The sequence below is a fragment of the Micromonospora parastrephiae genome (assembly GCF_016802865.1).
GTDB classification, from domain to species: Bacteria; Actinomycetota; Actinomycetes; order Mycobacteriales; family Micromonosporaceae; genus Micromonospora; species Micromonospora parastrephiae.
Genome location: NZ_JAEVHM010000051.1, coordinates 18,973 through 32,860 on the forward strand (window position 1 = coordinate 18,973; position 13,888 = coordinate 32,860).

A 13,888-nucleotide genomic window follows, 5' to 3' on the forward strand; every position below is an offset into this window, starting at 1 on the left:
CGGGACGGCACTCACCGTGGTGGCCCGCGTTACCGGTCGGCGTGGGCGGGAACCCGGGGAGCTGACGAGGGAGGATGCTCATGACGTCAGCTTCGGGGCCGGCCGCCTCATGGCGGCCCGGCACACAGGGTGGCGACCTGCTTCCATCCGGACCGGCCGGCCGGCTGTCGACACCGCCCGGTGACGGGCAGGGGCCGGAGACCGGCCCGCCGACCGTGACCATCGGCTCGTACCCGGACTATCCGTCCGCCCAGCGGGTGGTGGACTATCTCGCCGACAACCGCTTCCCGGTGGAGCACAGCGCCATCATCGGCACGAACCTCACGTTGGTGGAGACGGTGCTGGGGCGGATGACGACCGGGCGGGCGGCCCTGCTCGGCGCCGGGACCGGCGCCTGGTTCGGGCTCTTCATCGGTTTGTTGTTCGGCATCTTCACGGTCGGCAACTGGCTGGCGGTGATCCTGGTCGGCCTGGTCATCGGCGCGATCTGGGGTGCCGTGTTCGGTGCCGTCGCGCACGCGATGACCGGCGGGAGGCGGGACTTCACCTCCGCCAGCTCCCTGCGCGCCGGCCAGTACGCGGTGATCGTCGACGCGCAGCTCGCCGAGCAGGCCCGGCAGATGCTGGGTCGGATGCAGATGGGCGACCGGCCCGCGAACGCCTGAGGATCACTCGACCGGCCGTCCCGGCTCCACGCCGGGGCGGCTGTCAACCGTGGTACGCCAGCTCGCCGGCCCGCAGTGGCACGTCGACGCGGTTCTCCGGTGGTGCGAGCGGGCAGGCCCAGCGGTCGTCGTACGCGCAGCTCGGGTTGTAGAGGTAGTTGGCGTCCAGCCGGACCCGGTCGCCGGGCAGCAGCTCGACGCCCCGACCGAAGGTGCCCTTCACCGTGTCGGTGAGGTAGCGGCCACCGCCGTAGGTGTCCTGCCCGCAGGTGCCGTCGCGCAGCGGCACGAACAGTCCGCCCCCGTACGCCTCGATCCACCACAGGGTCAGCGGCCCCCACGGCGTCTCCGCCACCGCGACCCGCCGGTACGCGACGACACCGTCCGGGCCGCCGGTGTCGATCCGCAGCTCTCCGCTGGCCGGTCGCAGCGGAGCCTCCACCACAGCGTCCGGATTGGGTGGGTAGTAGCGCACGCCGGAAAAGTCGGTGCGCTGCGCGGCCGGGATCGGGCTCTGCGGGTGGGTGGCGAAAAGCTCGTCGCGGCCGGCGCGGAACCCGACCAGGTCGGCGTCGGACAGGTACAGCCGGGCCACCCGCTCCCGCCAGTCGGCCAGCTCCAGATCATCCACGCCACCGAGCCTAGGCGGTCGCGCCCGGTCGTCTCAGCGCGGTGGCCAGTTCGCCAGGACGGCGTCGAGGGCGTCCAGGGTGCGGGCCCACGAGTCGTCCGCCGCGCGGGGGGTGTGCCGGAACCCACCGGTCCTCTCCAGGCTCACGAACCCGTGGAACGTGCTGTGCATCATCCGGACGGCGTCGGTCTGGTCCGGCTCGGCCAGCCGGTAGCCGCGCAGGATGGCCCGGGTCATCTCCGCGTGTCGGACGCCGGCGCTGGCGGCTGCCGTCTCCGGGTCGAGGTCGATCTGCATGGCCGCGTACCGGCCCGGGTGTTCCTTCGCGTAGCCGCGGTACGCGTTGGCGAAGGCCACCAGGGCGTCCTTGCCGGCGCGGCCGGCGAGCGCCGAGGCGACCCGATCGGCGAGTTCGGTCAGCGCCAGCAGGGCCACCCTGACCCGCAGGTCGTGCGCGTTCCGGATGTGGAAGTACAGGCTCGCGTCCTTGACGCCGAACTGGCGGGCGAGCGCCGCGACGGTGACGTTCTCCATGCCGATCTCGTCGGCCAGCTCCGCCGCGGCCAGGGTCAGCCGCTCGGCGGTCACCCCCGCACGTGCCATCCGCCACACTCCTCTAGTTTTTTGCCTAGGGTGACTAGGCTACTACCTATGTTAGTCGTCACCGAGTCCGCCATCCGCGCGTCCTTCGTCAACACCACCCAGGGTGAGGCGAAGCGACTGGCCGTACCGAACGACCTTGACGTGCGCCCCTGGGACGACCTCGACTTCCTCGGCTGGCGGGACCCCGCCGCGCCGCAGCGGGCCTACCTGGTGGCCGAGGCCGACAACGGGCTGATCGGGGTGGCGCTGCGGGCCGCACCACAGCAGATCGGGCGCGCCCGACGCAGCATGTGCTCGCTCTGCCTGACCACGCACTCCGGCGACGGCGTCTCGTTGATGACCGCCCGCAAGGCCGGACCCGGCGGGCGGCAGGGCAACTCCGTGGGCGCGTACATCTGCTCCGACCTGGCCTGCTCGCTCTACCTGCGGGGCAGGAAACACGCGGGGCCGCGCGTCTACGAGACCCTGACCCTGGCGGAGAAGATCGACCGCACCAGGACCGCGCTCAGCGGGTTCCTCCGCAAGATCACCGAATGACCCGTTGACCACTCCGGATCGGCGTCTGGCGGTCGGTGGCCAGGCGGGCGTGCAGGTGCTCGTCGTAGCGGCGGCCGTCGCCGTACTGGTACGACTCACGCAGCGTGCCCTCGGCGGCGTAGCCGGCCCGGTCGGCGACGCGGCAGGAGGCCGGGTTGGCCACCGCGTGAACCAGCTCCACCCGGTGCAGCCGCAGGTCGGTGAACGCCCAGTCGGTGAGCCGGACGACGGCGCGCACCGCCACCCCGCGTCCGCGCGCCGCCGGTAGCGTCCAGTAGCCGATCGACGCGTCGGCGTGGTGGATGTGGTGCAGTGACACCGAGCCCAGCAGCTCGCCACCGGCCGCGTCGGTGACCGCCAGGGAGGCGTGGTCACCGCCGGACCAGTCCGCCCGGCGGCGGACCCAGAGCAGGGCGAACTCGTCGTCGACCGGGCCGCCGGACTGTGGGTTCCACTGGGCGATGGCCGGGTCGCGCAGGGCGCCACGGACCGCGGGCGCGTCCGCGTCCCGCCAGGGGCGCAGCAACAGGTCGGCGGCGGCGAGTTCCACGTGTTCCACGAGGGCGGAGTCTGGCACATCACGCCGCCCACTCGCCGCCGGATGACGGGGCACTTCTTTCAAAGCTGCACGATGACATCGCATCGACCGTTCACACGTGATCCAGGCGACGCTCAGAGGCACTAGTTAAATTTTGAAAGAGTGCTATCGTTCTGGACGTGACCGAGAGCCTGGACAGCACCCGAGGGGCCGCCTGGCGCGCCTACATCGAGGCCAGCCAGCGCCTCTTCACCCAGTTGGAAGAGGACCTGCGGACCGACAGCGACCTCAGCTTCGCCGACTACCACGTGCTGGTCGTGCTCTCCGAGGCACCGGGCCAGCGGCTACGGATGGGCGAGCTGGCCAGCCGGCTGATCTTCTCGCCCAGCCGACTGACGTACCAGATCTCCTCCATGCAGCGCCGCGGCCTGGTCAGCAAGGAGCCCTGCCCGGACGACCGACGCGGCAGCGAGGCGGTCCTCACCGCCGCCGGGCTGCTCACCCTGTCCGAGGCCGCACCCCACCATCTGGCGTCGGTGCGTACCCACCTCATGGACGACCTCGACGACGCCGAGGTCGCCTGCCTCACCCGGGTCTTCGGCCGGCTCGGCGACCGCCTGCGGGCGGCCCGGGCCGCGTCGACCACCCACGCCACCAGTTAGGAGCCCGCGATGCCCGCGATCACCGTCGACAACGTCCTCGTCCTGCCCCGCCTCCCCCGCCTCGACGAGACCGCCAGGATCCGCCCGGTCCGCAAGGTGACCACGGCGCCCACCGGCTTCGAGGGCGAGGGGTTCCCGGTCCGCCGGGCCTTCGCCGGGGTCTCGACGACCGACCTGGACCCGTTCATCCACCTCGACCAGATGGGCGAGGTGGACTACGCGCCGGGCGAGCCGAAGGGCACCCCCTGGCACCCGCACCGCGGCTTCGAGACCGTCACGTACATCATCGACGGCGTCTTCGACCACCAGGACTCGCAGGGCGGCGGCGGCACCATCACCAACGGCGACACCCAGTGGATGACGGCCGGCAGCGGACTGCTGCACATCGAGGCGCCGCCGGAGCACCTGGTGATGAGCGGTGGCCTCTTCCACGGCACCCAGCTCTGGGTCAACCTGCCCCGCTCGGCCAAGATGAACCCGCCGCGCTACCAGGACATCCGAGGACGGGAGTCGGCGCTGCTCACCACACCCGACGGCGGCGCGCTGATCCGGGTCATCGCCGGCGAGATCGCCGGACACCGCGGCCCGGGGTCGACCTTCACCCCGATCACCATCACGCACGTCACCGTCCAGCCGGGCGCGCAGGTCGACCTGCCCTGGCAGCCGGACTTCAACGCCCTGGTCTACGTGCTCGGCGGGCGTGGCACCGTCGGCACCGACCGTCGGCCGGTGCGGACCGGTCAGCTCGCGGTGCACGGTCCCGGCGACGCGCTGCGCTTCAGCGCGGACACCGGGCAGGACAGCAACACCCCGGCGCTGGACCTCTACATCATGGGCGGCAAGCCGATCCGGGAGCCTGTGGCGCAGTACGGCCCGTTCGTGATGAACACCCGCGACGAGCTGCTCCAGGCGTTCGAGGATTTCAAGGCGGGTCGACTCGGCGTGATCCCCACCGAGCGGCTGCCGCACACCGGCGGCCAGGGCGCCCGACCCTGACCTGCCTCACCAGCTGAGATCGGCGCCGGTGCCCGGTTCACCGGGACACCGGCGCCGCCTCAGGAGACCGCGAATATCCCAGCGACACCGAGAATCACCATCAGCAACACCGCTACCAGCGCACCCCGCTCGCTCTCCACCGCCGGCTCGCGGTACTCGGTCACGGGATTCGTCGTTTCGCGGGGCATAGTGCGGCCTCCTCGGTTGGTGTCACGTCGTCGTCGATGGCGTTGGCCAGGTCACCGGTCTGCCGGGCTGGCATGCGAACCCGCGTCGGGGGTCCTACCGTGAGGACGTTGTCGACCTCGGGGGGCTGGACGTTGCCGATGCAGGACTGGTTCCTCACCGCACAGGAACGGGCCAACCCGGTCTCTGGGTTACCCGTCTGGACCACCGGAAACCTCGCCGAGCCGTTGATTCACGGTGCCGCGTACTTCGACCGGCTGGTCGACGAGGTGCAGGCGCTGACCGCCGGCGACCACCTGTTCTTCACCGACTGGCGGGGTGACCCGGACCAGCGGCTGCGACCGGACGGCCCGACCGTCGCGCAACTCTTCGCCCAGGCCGCCCACCGTGGCGTGGTGGTCAAGGGGCTGATCTGGCGCTCACACCTCGACGTGCTCGCCTACAGCGAGGCGGAGAACCGCGACCTCAGCGAGACGATCTCCGCCGCCGGCGGCGAGGTGCTGCTCGACCAGCGGGTCCGCCGTGGTGGCTCGCACCACCAGAAGCTGGTGGTGCTGCGGCACCTGGGCGCGCCCGAGCGGGACATCGCGTTCGCCGGCGGGATCGACCTGTGCCACAGCCGCCGCGACGACGCCGCCCACCACGGGGACCCGCAGCCGGTGCAGATGTCGCCCCGGTACGGCCCCCACCCGCCCTGGCACGACGTGCAGCTCGCGGTGCGTGGCCCGGTGGTCGGCGCGCTGGACACCCTGTTCCGGGAGCGCTGGACCGACCCGATGCCGCTGGACTCGGAGAACCCGATGGCGTACCTGCGGGACCGGCTGCGCGGCGCCGACCTGCAGCCCGACCCGCTGCCCGAGCAGCCCGCCGACCCGCCGGCCCGCGGGCCGCACCAGATCCAGGTGCTGCGCACCTACCCCGCCGTCCGACCCCGCTACTCCTTCGCACCCGACGGCGAGCGGACCGTCGCCCGGGGCTACACCAAGGCGGTACACCGGGCCCGCCGGCTCATCTACCTGGAGGACCAGTACCTCTGGTCGACCGAGGTGGCGGACCTGTTCGCGCGGGCGCTGCGGGACAACCCCGAGCTGCACCTGGTCGCCGTCGTACCCCGGCACCCGGACGTGGACGGCAGGCTCGCTCTGCCGCCGAACATGGTCGGCCGCGAGCAGGCGCTGTCGCTGTGCGAGCGGGCCGCACCGGACCGGGTGCACGTGTTCGACGTGGAGAACCACGCCGGCAACCCGGTCTACGTGCACGCGAAGGTCTGCGTGGTCGACGACGTCTGGGCCAGCGTGGGCAGCGACAACTTCAACCGCCGGTCCTGGACCCACGACAGCGAGCTGTCCTGCGCGGTGCTCGACGACACCCGCGACGAGCGGGAGCCCGTCGATCCCGCCGGGCGGGCCGACGGGGCGCGGGTCTTCGCCCGGGACCTGCGACTGCGGCTGTGGCGCGAGCACCTGGACCGCGACCCGGACGGTCGCGACGACGCCGATCTGCTCGACCCGGCCGACGCCGTGGCGGCGATCACGGCCGCCGCCGACGCCCTGCAACAGTGGTACGACGACGGCCAGGTGGGTGAACGCCCGCCCGGTCGGCTGCGTCCGCACCGCCCCGAGCGGCTGCCGTGGTACACCCGTGCCTGGGCGTCGCCGGTGTACCGACTGGTCTACGACCCGGACGGCCGGCCGCTGCGGGCGAGACTGGCGGGCACCTGGTGAACCGGCCGGGCCGCCTCCGGCATGCTGGCTGAACCCGGGTGCACGGCCAGCCCACCCGGGTACGCGAACGAGGAGCGCGGGGAGAAGTAGCCGAAGCCGATGGTCAACGGGTTGGCGGGTCGGAGCGCGTACAGCGGGTGCCCGGGCTGGAGGAACTCCACCGACTCGATCTCGAACGGCGCGACCGGCTCCGCCACGAACGGATAGATCGAGCTGAGAAGCTGACCGTCGCGGCGGGTGAAGTAGCGGTGGTGCCCGCTGCTGATCACGTGCCCCGTCTCCCCCACCCGACACCGTGCCCGCAGCAGCGGCACCCCGTCGATCTCGGTCTCGGAGAGCAGGTCCTCGCCGTCGACCTCGATGCGGGTGCGCCCGGCGAGCACCGGGGCACCACGGGCGGCGGCATACTCCCGGACGCGCCGGCTGGAGGTCACGTAGTGCGTCCACCAGCCGCCCGGGTTGAGCCCGCCGGGGGCGTCCACGCCGGCCAGCGAGACGCCGAGGTACGTCAGCGAGTACGCGCCGAAGCCGGAGGTCTGTGTCTCGTCGTCGACGACGTACTGGTTGAGGAACACCTGGCGGTCCGGGCGGGGGCGCAGCCCGACCGGGACGAGGGCGGCGACCGCGTCCGGATCCGCCGGCAGCCAGCTGAAGTAGAGCGTGCGACTGTTCACGACGAGCTGGGGAGCGGCTGGATCGAGCACGGTGCCTCCGAACCGGGTGTGTACACGCGACGCTACGGCCGGTCCCACCGGCGGGACAACGACGGATAGCGGACAGTTCTGCCCTGATGTCGGATTTCATGTTGACCGGCCGGTGGCCGGGGTCGACCGACCGGCCCGGGTCCGGATCGGGCGACCGGGTGGCGGGACATGGGCCGGGAACGGGTAAGAGACCTCACATGTCGCAGGACTTCCGTCCGCTTTGGGTGTTTCATGATTGGAAATACCTTAAGTACATCAGCCTTTCGGCTAGATTTCTGCAAGACGATCAGGCTAAGGTGACTCCCGAACGGCCCATACGAAGCTAAACCAAAAAGCGTCACGTCTTTTTTCCGCGGACGAGGTGCAGGGAGGACCACCCATGACCGCGCCAACGATCACCGAGCAGCCGGGCACCACTGCCAAGACGGCCACGAAGCTGGACCCGCGCGCGCTCACCGACAGCGCCGCCGACCTGCTCAACGCCATGGCGGCGCTGCCGGCAAACCACCCGTCGCGTGCCGCGCTGCGGGACCGGGCGATCGAGGCCTGGCTGCCCCTGGCAAACCACCTGGCCCACCGCTACAGCGGGCGGGGCGAGCCGACCGACGACCTGGCCCAGACCGCCGCCGTCGGCCTCATCAAGGCCATCGACAAGTTCGACCCGACGCGCGGCGTCGACTTCGCCGGGTACGCCATCCCCACCATCATCGGCGAGCTCAAGCGGCACTTCCGCGACCGCACCTGGGACATCCGGGTTCCCCGCCGCCTCCAGGAGCTGCGGCTGGCCATCTCGGACGCCAACAGCTCGCTCCTGCAGACCCTCGGCCGCTCGCCGACGGTCGCCGACATCGCCGCCCACCTCAAGCTCACCGAGGAAGAGGTCCTGGAGGGCCTGGAGGGCGCCCGCGCGTACAACGCGGTGTCGCTGTCCACCCCGACCGGGGACGGCGACCGGGCCACCGAACTGGGCGACATGCTCGGCGGCGAGGACAACGAGTTCGAGCTGGCCGAGCTGCGGGTCGCCCTCGGCCCGGCGCTGGCCACCCTGGACGAGCGGGAGCAGAAGATCCTCACCCTGCGGTTCTACGGCAACCTGACCCAGTCGCAGATCGCCGACCAGATCGGCGTCTCGCAGATGCACGTCTCCCGGCTGCTGGCCCGCGCGCTGACCAAGCTGCGCGGCCAGCTCGACGGCACGTACTAGGTCGTTTGACGACAGCGGGGCCGGGTCCGTGGACCCGGCCCCGCTTCGTACGTCGAACGAACTGCGTCACGCGTGTGTGACAATGCCGCTCCGGTCAGTTACCGGCCGGCTCACGCCACATGGGCCAGAACGGGGTGCCGTCGGGCACCCGGAACGGCTCCGAGGCCCGGTAGCCGTGCTTCGCGTAGAGATCCCGGCTGCGCGGACTGCTCGCCTCCAGGTACGCCGGTATCCCGTTGGCGTCCAGCCACGCGTGGTGGTGCTTTAGCAGCGCCGTGCCCAACCCCTGCCCCTGGCGACCCGGCTGCGTCGCCAGGAACGCCAGGTGGTGGTGGTCGGGATGCGGGTGGTTCGCCGCGAACAACTCGTCGAGATGACGGAACCGGTCGGTCCACTCGCCACACGCGGCGGCGAGCCGGACGTCGTAGTCCGCCGGCGGCGGAGGCTGCTCGCCGACCGACGGGAACCACACCGCGACCGAGGCCCGGTCCGCGGTGGCGTACACCGTGCCGTACCGCATCGCGTGCCCGACCAGGATCTCGAAGTCCCCGGCCAGGACCGCCTCCCGCTTGCTCGGGTCGGGCACCAGCCAGTACGTCACCTCCAGGGCGGTGAACGCCTCGGCGATCCGGCCGGCCACCAGCGCGGTGTCCACCGGCCCGAGCCGGTCGATGCGCACGCTCACCGCGTCACCTCCGCGCTGGCCGGCGCCTCCGCCTTGACGACGGCGGCGGCGCTCGCCGCCCCGAGCCCGATCCGCGCGTACGTGTCCGGGCGGCTGCTGCGCAGCACCAACGCCCAGACCACGCCCAGCGCGGCCGCCACCGGGTACACGGCGGGCAGCGCCCAGCGCAGGGTGGAGTCCGGCGCGACGCCGAGCAGGTTCGCGAAGTTCGACACGGCCAGCCAGATGATCACGGCGAGGGCGATGGTGGCCAGCCCGGGCGCGACGGCCCGCCGCCAGACGTTCTCGCCGCCGGCCGAGCGGGCGAAGTAGGCGATCACCGCCACCGAGGTGGTGGCGATCAGCAGCAGCACGCCGAACCCTCCGGTGGTGCCGCCCCAGAAGAACAACCGGACCACCGGATCCCAGCCGTTGACCGCGTACAGCAGGATGACCAGCAGACCGAGGGCGCTCTGCGCCAGCGAGGCGGCCCTCGGCGCTCCGGAACGCGGCGAGGTCTGCCCGAACACCGCCGGCAGCACCCGCTCGCGGCCCAGGGCGAACGTGTAGCGCGCCGTGGTGTTGTGGAACGAGATCATCGCGGCCAGCACGGAGGTCAGGAAGAGCGCCTGGCCGATGGTGACCGCGGTGTCGCCGAGCTGCGCGGCGGCCAGGTTGAAGATCAGTCCGACGCTCTGCTCGCCGGCCTCGGCGACGATCCGGTCCGGTCCGACGGCGACCGTCATCGTCCAGGACGACAGCGCGTACAGCCCGGCGATGATCGCCACCGACAGGTAGGTGGCCAGCGGCACGGTCCGCTTCGGGTCCCTGCTCTCCTCGCTGAAGACCACCGCGGACTCGAAGCCCACGAACCCGAGGATCGCCAGCACCAGGACCGCGCCCACACCCGGCACGAAGAGGTTGTCCGGCGACAGCGCGGCGAAGCTGACCTGGCCGTCGGCGGGGTTGCCCAGCTGACCGAGGTCGAAGACGAGGATCACCACGATCTCGGCGACCAGCAGCGCGGCCAGGACCAGGCCGTTGATGTCCACCCGGAGCAGGCCGAGCAGGCCGACCAGCGCCCACGCCACCAGGGCGACGATCGACCAGTGCGGGTGGCCGCCGAAGATCCGGTCGAGCACCGGCTCGGCGGCGACGCCGATGGTGCCGTAGAGCCCGACCTGCAACGCGTTGTACGCGATGAGCGCCACCCAGGCGGCACCCACACCGGCCGGTCGGCCGAGGCCACGGGAGATGTAGGCGTAGAAGGCGCCGGCGTTCTCCACCCGGCGCGACATCGCCACGTAGCCGACCGAGAACAGGCCGAGCACCGCGGCGACCACCAGGAAGGCCAGCGGGATGCCGGTCACCCCGATGACGCCGTAGCCGGTGGTCACCACACCGGCGACCACGGTCAGCGGCGCGGCGGCGGAGAGCACGAAGAAGATGACCGAGGGGATGCCCAGGCGGCCCCGGGCGAGGGCTTCGGAGACGTTGCTGGGTCGGTCGACTGTCGATGTCGGGGGCATACGACTACTCCGGTCGTCGAGGGGAGGGGGCAGGGGTTACCGGGGTGGGTCAGGGGAAGCCGCGCAGCACGGCGGCGCCGACGGCGGCCTCGGTGTGCCCGACGAGTTCCTTCAGGGGTGCCGGCAGCGCGGGGATGAGGACGTTCAACCGGTGGTGGGCGCGGGGGCCGGCGCTCCACAGCACCTCGCGGGTCAGCCCGGCCGCCACGATCAGGCCGAGTAGCAGCGCGTCCGGCACGTTCGGCGGGTCCGGCCGGTCCAGCAGGGCGCGCAGCCGGGTGGCCGGCCAGGCCACCGCGTTGAGGTCGATCGGCAGGTAGTTGACCGAGGTCCGCAGCAGCCGGCGGGTCTCCTGGCGGCGCAGCACCCCGGCGCGGGCCAGCCGCTCCCCCACCGAGGTCGTCGCGCTCTGCGACAGGAAGCTGAGCCAGGTGTTCACCGCCTGGTGCTGGGACTCGCCGAGCAACTGGTCGAGGACGGTGTGCGCCAGCGCGTCGGCCGGAGGACGCCGGTCGATGACGGTGACCTGCCCGCCGGCGACGGTGATGTGTCCATACAGGATCAGCTCACCGAGAAGGCCGCGGCCAACCCGAGGCCGGTGGCCGCCGGGTGCAGTTTGGCCTTGCCACGGCTGTCGTTGTGGGCGATCAGGAAGAACTCGTCGGCGATGAGCAAACGGTCCTCCCGCACGGGTGTGTCCACAGTGATCGCAACCGGGAAAGGATGCACCGAGAGCTACTGCAATGCAACTCCCAGATTTGAAAGTTGCACTCCGTGCAGGCGCGACCTGCGGATCTCGTCGTGACAGACTCGGACGGTGATCGCCACCCCCGCCATCCGACCCGCCGCCAGCCCGACCGTGCGCCGTCGACGCATCGCCCGGGAGCTTCGCCAACTCCGCGAGCGCGCGGGAATGACCCTCGACGTGGCGGCCCGCCAGCTCGACATGTCCAAGAGCAACCTCTCCCGGATCGAGAACGCGCAGATCGGCATCAAGCCACGCGACGTCCGCGCGGCTCTGGCGCTCTATCAGGTGACCGGCGCGGACGCCGAGGCGTTGATCGAGATCGCGCGGAGCGCCCAGCAGCGCGGCTGGTGGCAGAACTACAGCGACGTGCTGCCGGAGTGGTTCGAGTTCTACGTGGGGCTGGAGGCCGAGGCGGCGGCGCTGCGCACGTACGAGGCCGAGTCGGTGCCCGGACTCCTGCAGACCGAGGCGTACGCGCGGGAGATCTACCGGCGCACCGCGGGCGAGGACGGCCTGGAGCGCAAGGTGGCCGCCCGGCTGCACCGGCAGGAGGTGCTGCGCCGCGACGACCCCGTCCACCTGTCGGTCGTGCTCAACGAGGCGGTCCTGCTGCGCCCGGTCGGCGGCGCGCCGTGATGGCCGAACAGGTGGCCCACATGAGTCGGATCGCTCAACTACCCAACGTGACAATCCAGGTACTTCCGTTCGCGGCCGGTGGGCACCCGGCGATGAGCACCCCGTACGTGATCCTCAACTTCGCCGAGGCCGCCGACGCGTCCGTGGTTTACCTGGATAACCTCACGATGGGGCTGGCGCTGGAGGATGTCGATCAAGTGCTCGGGTATAGCCTTCTGCACGAGGAGCTGTGCCGGATGGCGCTCGATCCAGCGGCGTCGTTGACCCGTCTCGAGCAGGCTTCTCGTAACTTTGCGTGACCGCGTCTGCGGCACGCCGACGCAGACGAGAGGCACCGCGGATGACGGCGTACGACCGGACCGGGGCGGACTGGCGCACCAGCACGCGCAGCAGTGGCAACGGCAACTGCGTGGAGGTCGCGACAGTCGACGGTCAGGTCGCCGTCCGGGACAGCAAGGACCGCCCGGGTCCGGTGCTCGCCTTCGCCGCGCCGGCCTGGCGCAGCTTCGTGCACGGCGTCGGCGACCTCCGCCGCCGGTGAGCCAACCGAGCCGGTGCGAGACTGGGCCGTGCTCTCCGACGTAACCCTGGACCTGCCGGTCCGTCCGGTGCTACCGGCGCTGGTCGCGGCACTCGACGCGGCCGGCGCCGGGGTGCTGGTGGCCCCGCCCGGCACCGGCAAGACCACCCTCGCGCCGCTGGCCGTGGCCGACCGGGTGACCGGTCGGGTGGTGATCGCGCAACCCCGTCGGGTGGCGGCGCGCGCCGCTGCCCGACGGATGGCCGAGCTGCTCGGCGAGCGGGTCGGCGAACGCGTCGGCTACGCGGTCCGCGGCGAACGCCGGGTCGGTCCGTCCACCCGCGTCGAGGTGGTCACCACCGGCCTGCTGGTCCGCCGCCTGCATCAGGACCCGGAGCTGCCCGGTACGGGTGCCGTGCTGCTCGACGAGTGCCACGAGCGGCACCTCGACGCCGACCTGGCCCTGGCGTTCACAGTGGAGGCTCGGGCCACCCTCCGGCCGGACCTGTGGCTGCTGGCGATGTCCGCCACCCCGGACACCGACCGGTTCGCCGCGCTGCTCGGCGGGGCCACCCCCGCCCCGGTCGTCCGGGCCGAGTCGGCGCTGCACCCGGTGCGGCGGATCTGGGCGCCACCGCCGCGGCCGGTCGCTCCGTCCGGAGCGGGGCCGGTCGACCGTGCTCTGCTCGATCACGTGGCGGCCACCGTCCGGCGGGCGCTGCGCGAGCACGACGCGACGTGCTGGTCTTCCTGCCCGGCGCCGGCGAGATCGCGGCCGTCACCGGCCGGCTCGCGGATCTGCGGGACACCGTCGCGCTGCTCCCCCTGCACGGCCGTCAGCGCGGCAGCGAGCAGGACGCCGCCCTGCGTCCCGCCGACCGGCGACGGGTCGTGCTGGCCACGGCCCTGGCCGAGACCAGCCTGACCGTCCCGGGCGTGCGGGTCGTGGTGGACGCCGGGCTGTCCCGGGTGCCCCGCATCGATCTGGCCCGCGGGCTGGGTGCGCTGGTGACCGTGCCGGTCTCCCGGGCCGCCGCCACCCAGCGGGCGGCCGGGCCGGCCGGGAGGCCGCCGGGTACGTCTACCGGTGCTGGTCCGCGGCCACCCATGAGAGGCTGCCCGCCCGCGCCGAGCCGGAGATCGCCACCGCCGACCTGACCGGCTTCGCGTTGGAGCTGGCCGCCTGGGGCCAGCCGGACGGCGTCGGTCTGGCGCTACCCGACGCGCCACCGGCCGCCGCGATGACGGTGGCCCGGGACACCCTGGTGACTCTGGGCGCGGTCGACGCCGACGGTCGGATCACCACGCGAGGGCGGGCGATCGCCGCCGCCGGCGCGCACC

13 protein-coding genes and 3 pseudogenes are annotated in these 13,888 nt (G+C 72.1%); 9 read left to right on the forward strand and 7 right to left on the reverse strand.

The genetic code is table 11. The annotated features are described in order from the left end of the window. The first annotated feature begins 80 nt into the window (after window positions 1–80). A complete protein-coding gene (locus tag JNW91_RS13315) occupies window positions 81–665 on the forward strand; it encodes a general stress protein (RefSeq protein WP_203175147.1) in 585 nt (194 codons plus the stop codon). A 43-nt stretch (window positions 666–708) separates the two neighbouring features. On the opposite strand, the gene JNW91_RS13320 is transcribed toward JNW91_RS13315, so the two are convergent. After that, complete coding sequence (locus tag JNW91_RS13320) at window positions 709–1,296, reverse strand: DUF1684 domain-containing protein (protein ID WP_203175148.1); 588 nt, start codon at window positions 1,294–1,296, stop codon at window positions 709–711. A gap of 33 nt (window positions 1,297–1,329) precedes the next feature. Continuing rightward, on the reverse strand, window positions 1,330–1,899 hold the full coding sequence (locus tag JNW91_RS13325; RefSeq protein WP_203175149.1) for a TetR/AcrR family transcriptional regulator: 570 nt from the start codon (window positions 1,897–1,899) through the stop codon (window positions 1,330–1,332). A 48-nt stretch (window positions 1,900–1,947) separates the two neighbouring features. On the opposite strand from JNW91_RS13325, the gene JNW91_RS13330 reads away from it, so the two are divergent. After that, a complete protein-coding gene (locus JNW91_RS13330) occupies window positions 1,948–2,436 on the forward strand; it encodes an FBP domain-containing protein (protein ID WP_203175150.1) in 489 nt (162 codons plus the stop codon). Here JNW91_RS13330 and JNW91_RS13335 read toward each other — a convergent pair. Then, complete coding sequence (locus tag JNW91_RS13335; protein ID WP_203175151.1) at window positions 2,426–2,995, reverse strand: GNAT family N-acetyltransferase; 570 nt, start codon at window positions 2,993–2,995, stop codon at window positions 2,426–2,428. The two genes, JNW91_RS13330 and JNW91_RS13335, sit on opposite strands and share 11 nt — an antisense overlap. Before the next feature lie 158 nt (window positions 2,996–3,153). Here JNW91_RS13335 and JNW91_RS13340 point away from each other — a divergent pair, with 158 nt between their 5' ends. The 3 genes from JNW91_RS13340 to JNW91_RS13350 all read left to right on the forward strand — a co-directional run bounded on the left by JNW91_RS13340 (window position 3,154) and on the right by JNW91_RS13350 (window position 6,542). Continuing rightward, window positions 3,154–3,636, forward strand: a complete 483-nt coding sequence (locus JNW91_RS13340; RefSeq protein WP_203175152.1) for a MarR family winged helix-turn-helix transcriptional regulator — start codon at window positions 3,154–3,156, stop codon at window positions 3,634–3,636. A gap of 9 nt (window positions 3,637–3,645) precedes the next feature. Continuing rightward, the gene (locus JNW91_RS13345; protein WP_203175153.1) at window positions 3,646–4,632 is read left to right on the forward strand and encodes a pirin family protein; all 987 of its coding nucleotides are present in this window, start codon (window positions 3,646–3,648) and stop codon (window positions 4,630–4,632) included. Between the two features lie 320 nt (window positions 4,633–4,952). Further along, entirely contained in the window at window positions 4,953–6,542 is a 1,590-nt protein-coding gene (locus JNW91_RS13350) for a phospholipase D family protein (protein ID WP_203175161.1), read from the forward strand. Here the strand turns inward: JNW91_RS13350 and JNW91_RS13355 are convergent. Continuing rightward, window positions 6,491–7,246, reverse strand: coding sequence for a hypothetical protein (locus JNW91_RS13355; protein WP_203175154.1), 756 nt, complete (start codon window positions 7,244–7,246; stop codon window positions 6,491–6,493). The two genes, JNW91_RS13350 and JNW91_RS13355, sit on opposite strands and share 52 nt — an antisense overlap. A gap of 379 nt (window positions 7,247–7,625) precedes the next feature. On the opposite strand from JNW91_RS13355, the gene JNW91_RS13360 reads away from it, so the two are divergent. After that, window positions 7,626–8,450 (forward strand): SigB/SigF/SigG family RNA polymerase sigma factor, encoded by an 825-nt coding sequence (locus JNW91_RS13360; protein WP_203175155.1) that lies wholly within the window; start codon window positions 7,626–7,628, stop codon window positions 8,448–8,450. A gap of 94 nt (window positions 8,451–8,544) precedes the next feature. Here the strand turns inward: JNW91_RS13360 and JNW91_RS13365 are convergent, their stop codons facing one another. From JNW91_RS13365 to JNW91_RS13375, 3 genes and pseudogenes are all read right to left on the reverse strand, one after another. Then, window positions 8,545–9,135 (reverse strand): GNAT family N-acetyltransferase, encoded by a 591-nt coding sequence (locus tag JNW91_RS13365; RefSeq protein ID WP_203175156.1) that lies wholly within the window; start codon window positions 9,133–9,135, stop codon window positions 8,545–8,547. After that, window positions 9,132–10,643 (reverse strand): APC family permease, encoded by a 1,512-nt coding sequence (locus JNW91_RS13370; RefSeq protein WP_203175157.1) that lies wholly within the window; start codon window positions 10,641–10,643, stop codon window positions 9,132–9,134. Before JNW91_RS13370 ends, JNW91_RS13365 begins: the two co-directional genes overlap by 4 nt. Before the next feature lie 49 nt (window positions 10,644–10,692). Beyond that, a pseudogene (locus tag JNW91_RS13375) lies at window positions 10,693–11,333 on the reverse strand (GOLPH3/VPS74 family protein). A gap of 223 nt (window positions 11,334–11,556) precedes the next feature. Between JNW91_RS13375 and JNW91_RS13380 the strand changes: the two are divergent. The 3 genes and pseudogenes from JNW91_RS13380 to JNW91_RS13390 form a co-directional block, all read left to right on the forward strand. Further along, window positions 11,557–12,326: pseudogene (locus JNW91_RS13380) on the forward strand (helix-turn-helix domain-containing protein). Between the two features lie 41 nt (window positions 12,327–12,367). Next, complete coding sequence (locus JNW91_RS13385) at window positions 12,368–12,568, forward strand: DUF397 domain-containing protein (protein WP_203175158.1); 201 nt, start codon at window positions 12,368–12,370, stop codon at window positions 12,566–12,568. A gap of 28 nt (window positions 12,569–12,596) precedes the next feature. Beyond that, window positions 12,597–13,888, forward strand: a pseudogene (locus JNW91_RS13390) (helicase-related protein); the annotation flags it as partial.

What these genes read in the sequence shown, in the direction of transcription:
- JNW91_RS13315 (WP_203175147.1), top strand. Translation starts at nt 81, where the DNA reads ATGACGTCAGCTTCGGGGCCGGCCGCCTCATGGCGGCCCGGCACACAG.
- JNW91_RS13325 (WP_203175149.1), bottom strand. Translation starts at nt 1,899, where the DNA reads ATGGCACGTGCGGGGGTGACCGCCGAGCGGCTGACCCTGGCCGCGGCG.
- JNW91_RS13330 (WP_203175150.1), top strand. Translation starts at nt 1,948, where the DNA reads ATGTTAGTCGTCACCGAGTCCGCCATCCGCGCGTCCTTCGTCAACACC.
- JNW91_RS13345 (WP_203175153.1), top strand. Translation starts at nt 3,646, where the DNA reads ATGCCCGCGATCACCGTCGACAACGTCCTCGTCCTGCCCCGCCTCCCC.
- JNW91_RS13360 (WP_203175155.1), top strand. Translation starts at nt 7,626, where the DNA reads ATGACCGCGCCAACGATCACCGAGCAGCCGGGCACCACTGCCAAGACG.
- JNW91_RS13370 (WP_203175157.1), bottom strand. Translation starts at nt 10,643, where the DNA reads ATGCCCCCGACATCGACAGTCGACCGACCCAGCAACGTCTCCGAAGCC.
- JNW91_RS13385 (WP_203175158.1), top strand. Translation starts at nt 12,368, where the DNA reads ATGACGGCGTACGACCGGACCGGGGCGGACTGGCGCACCAGCACGCGC.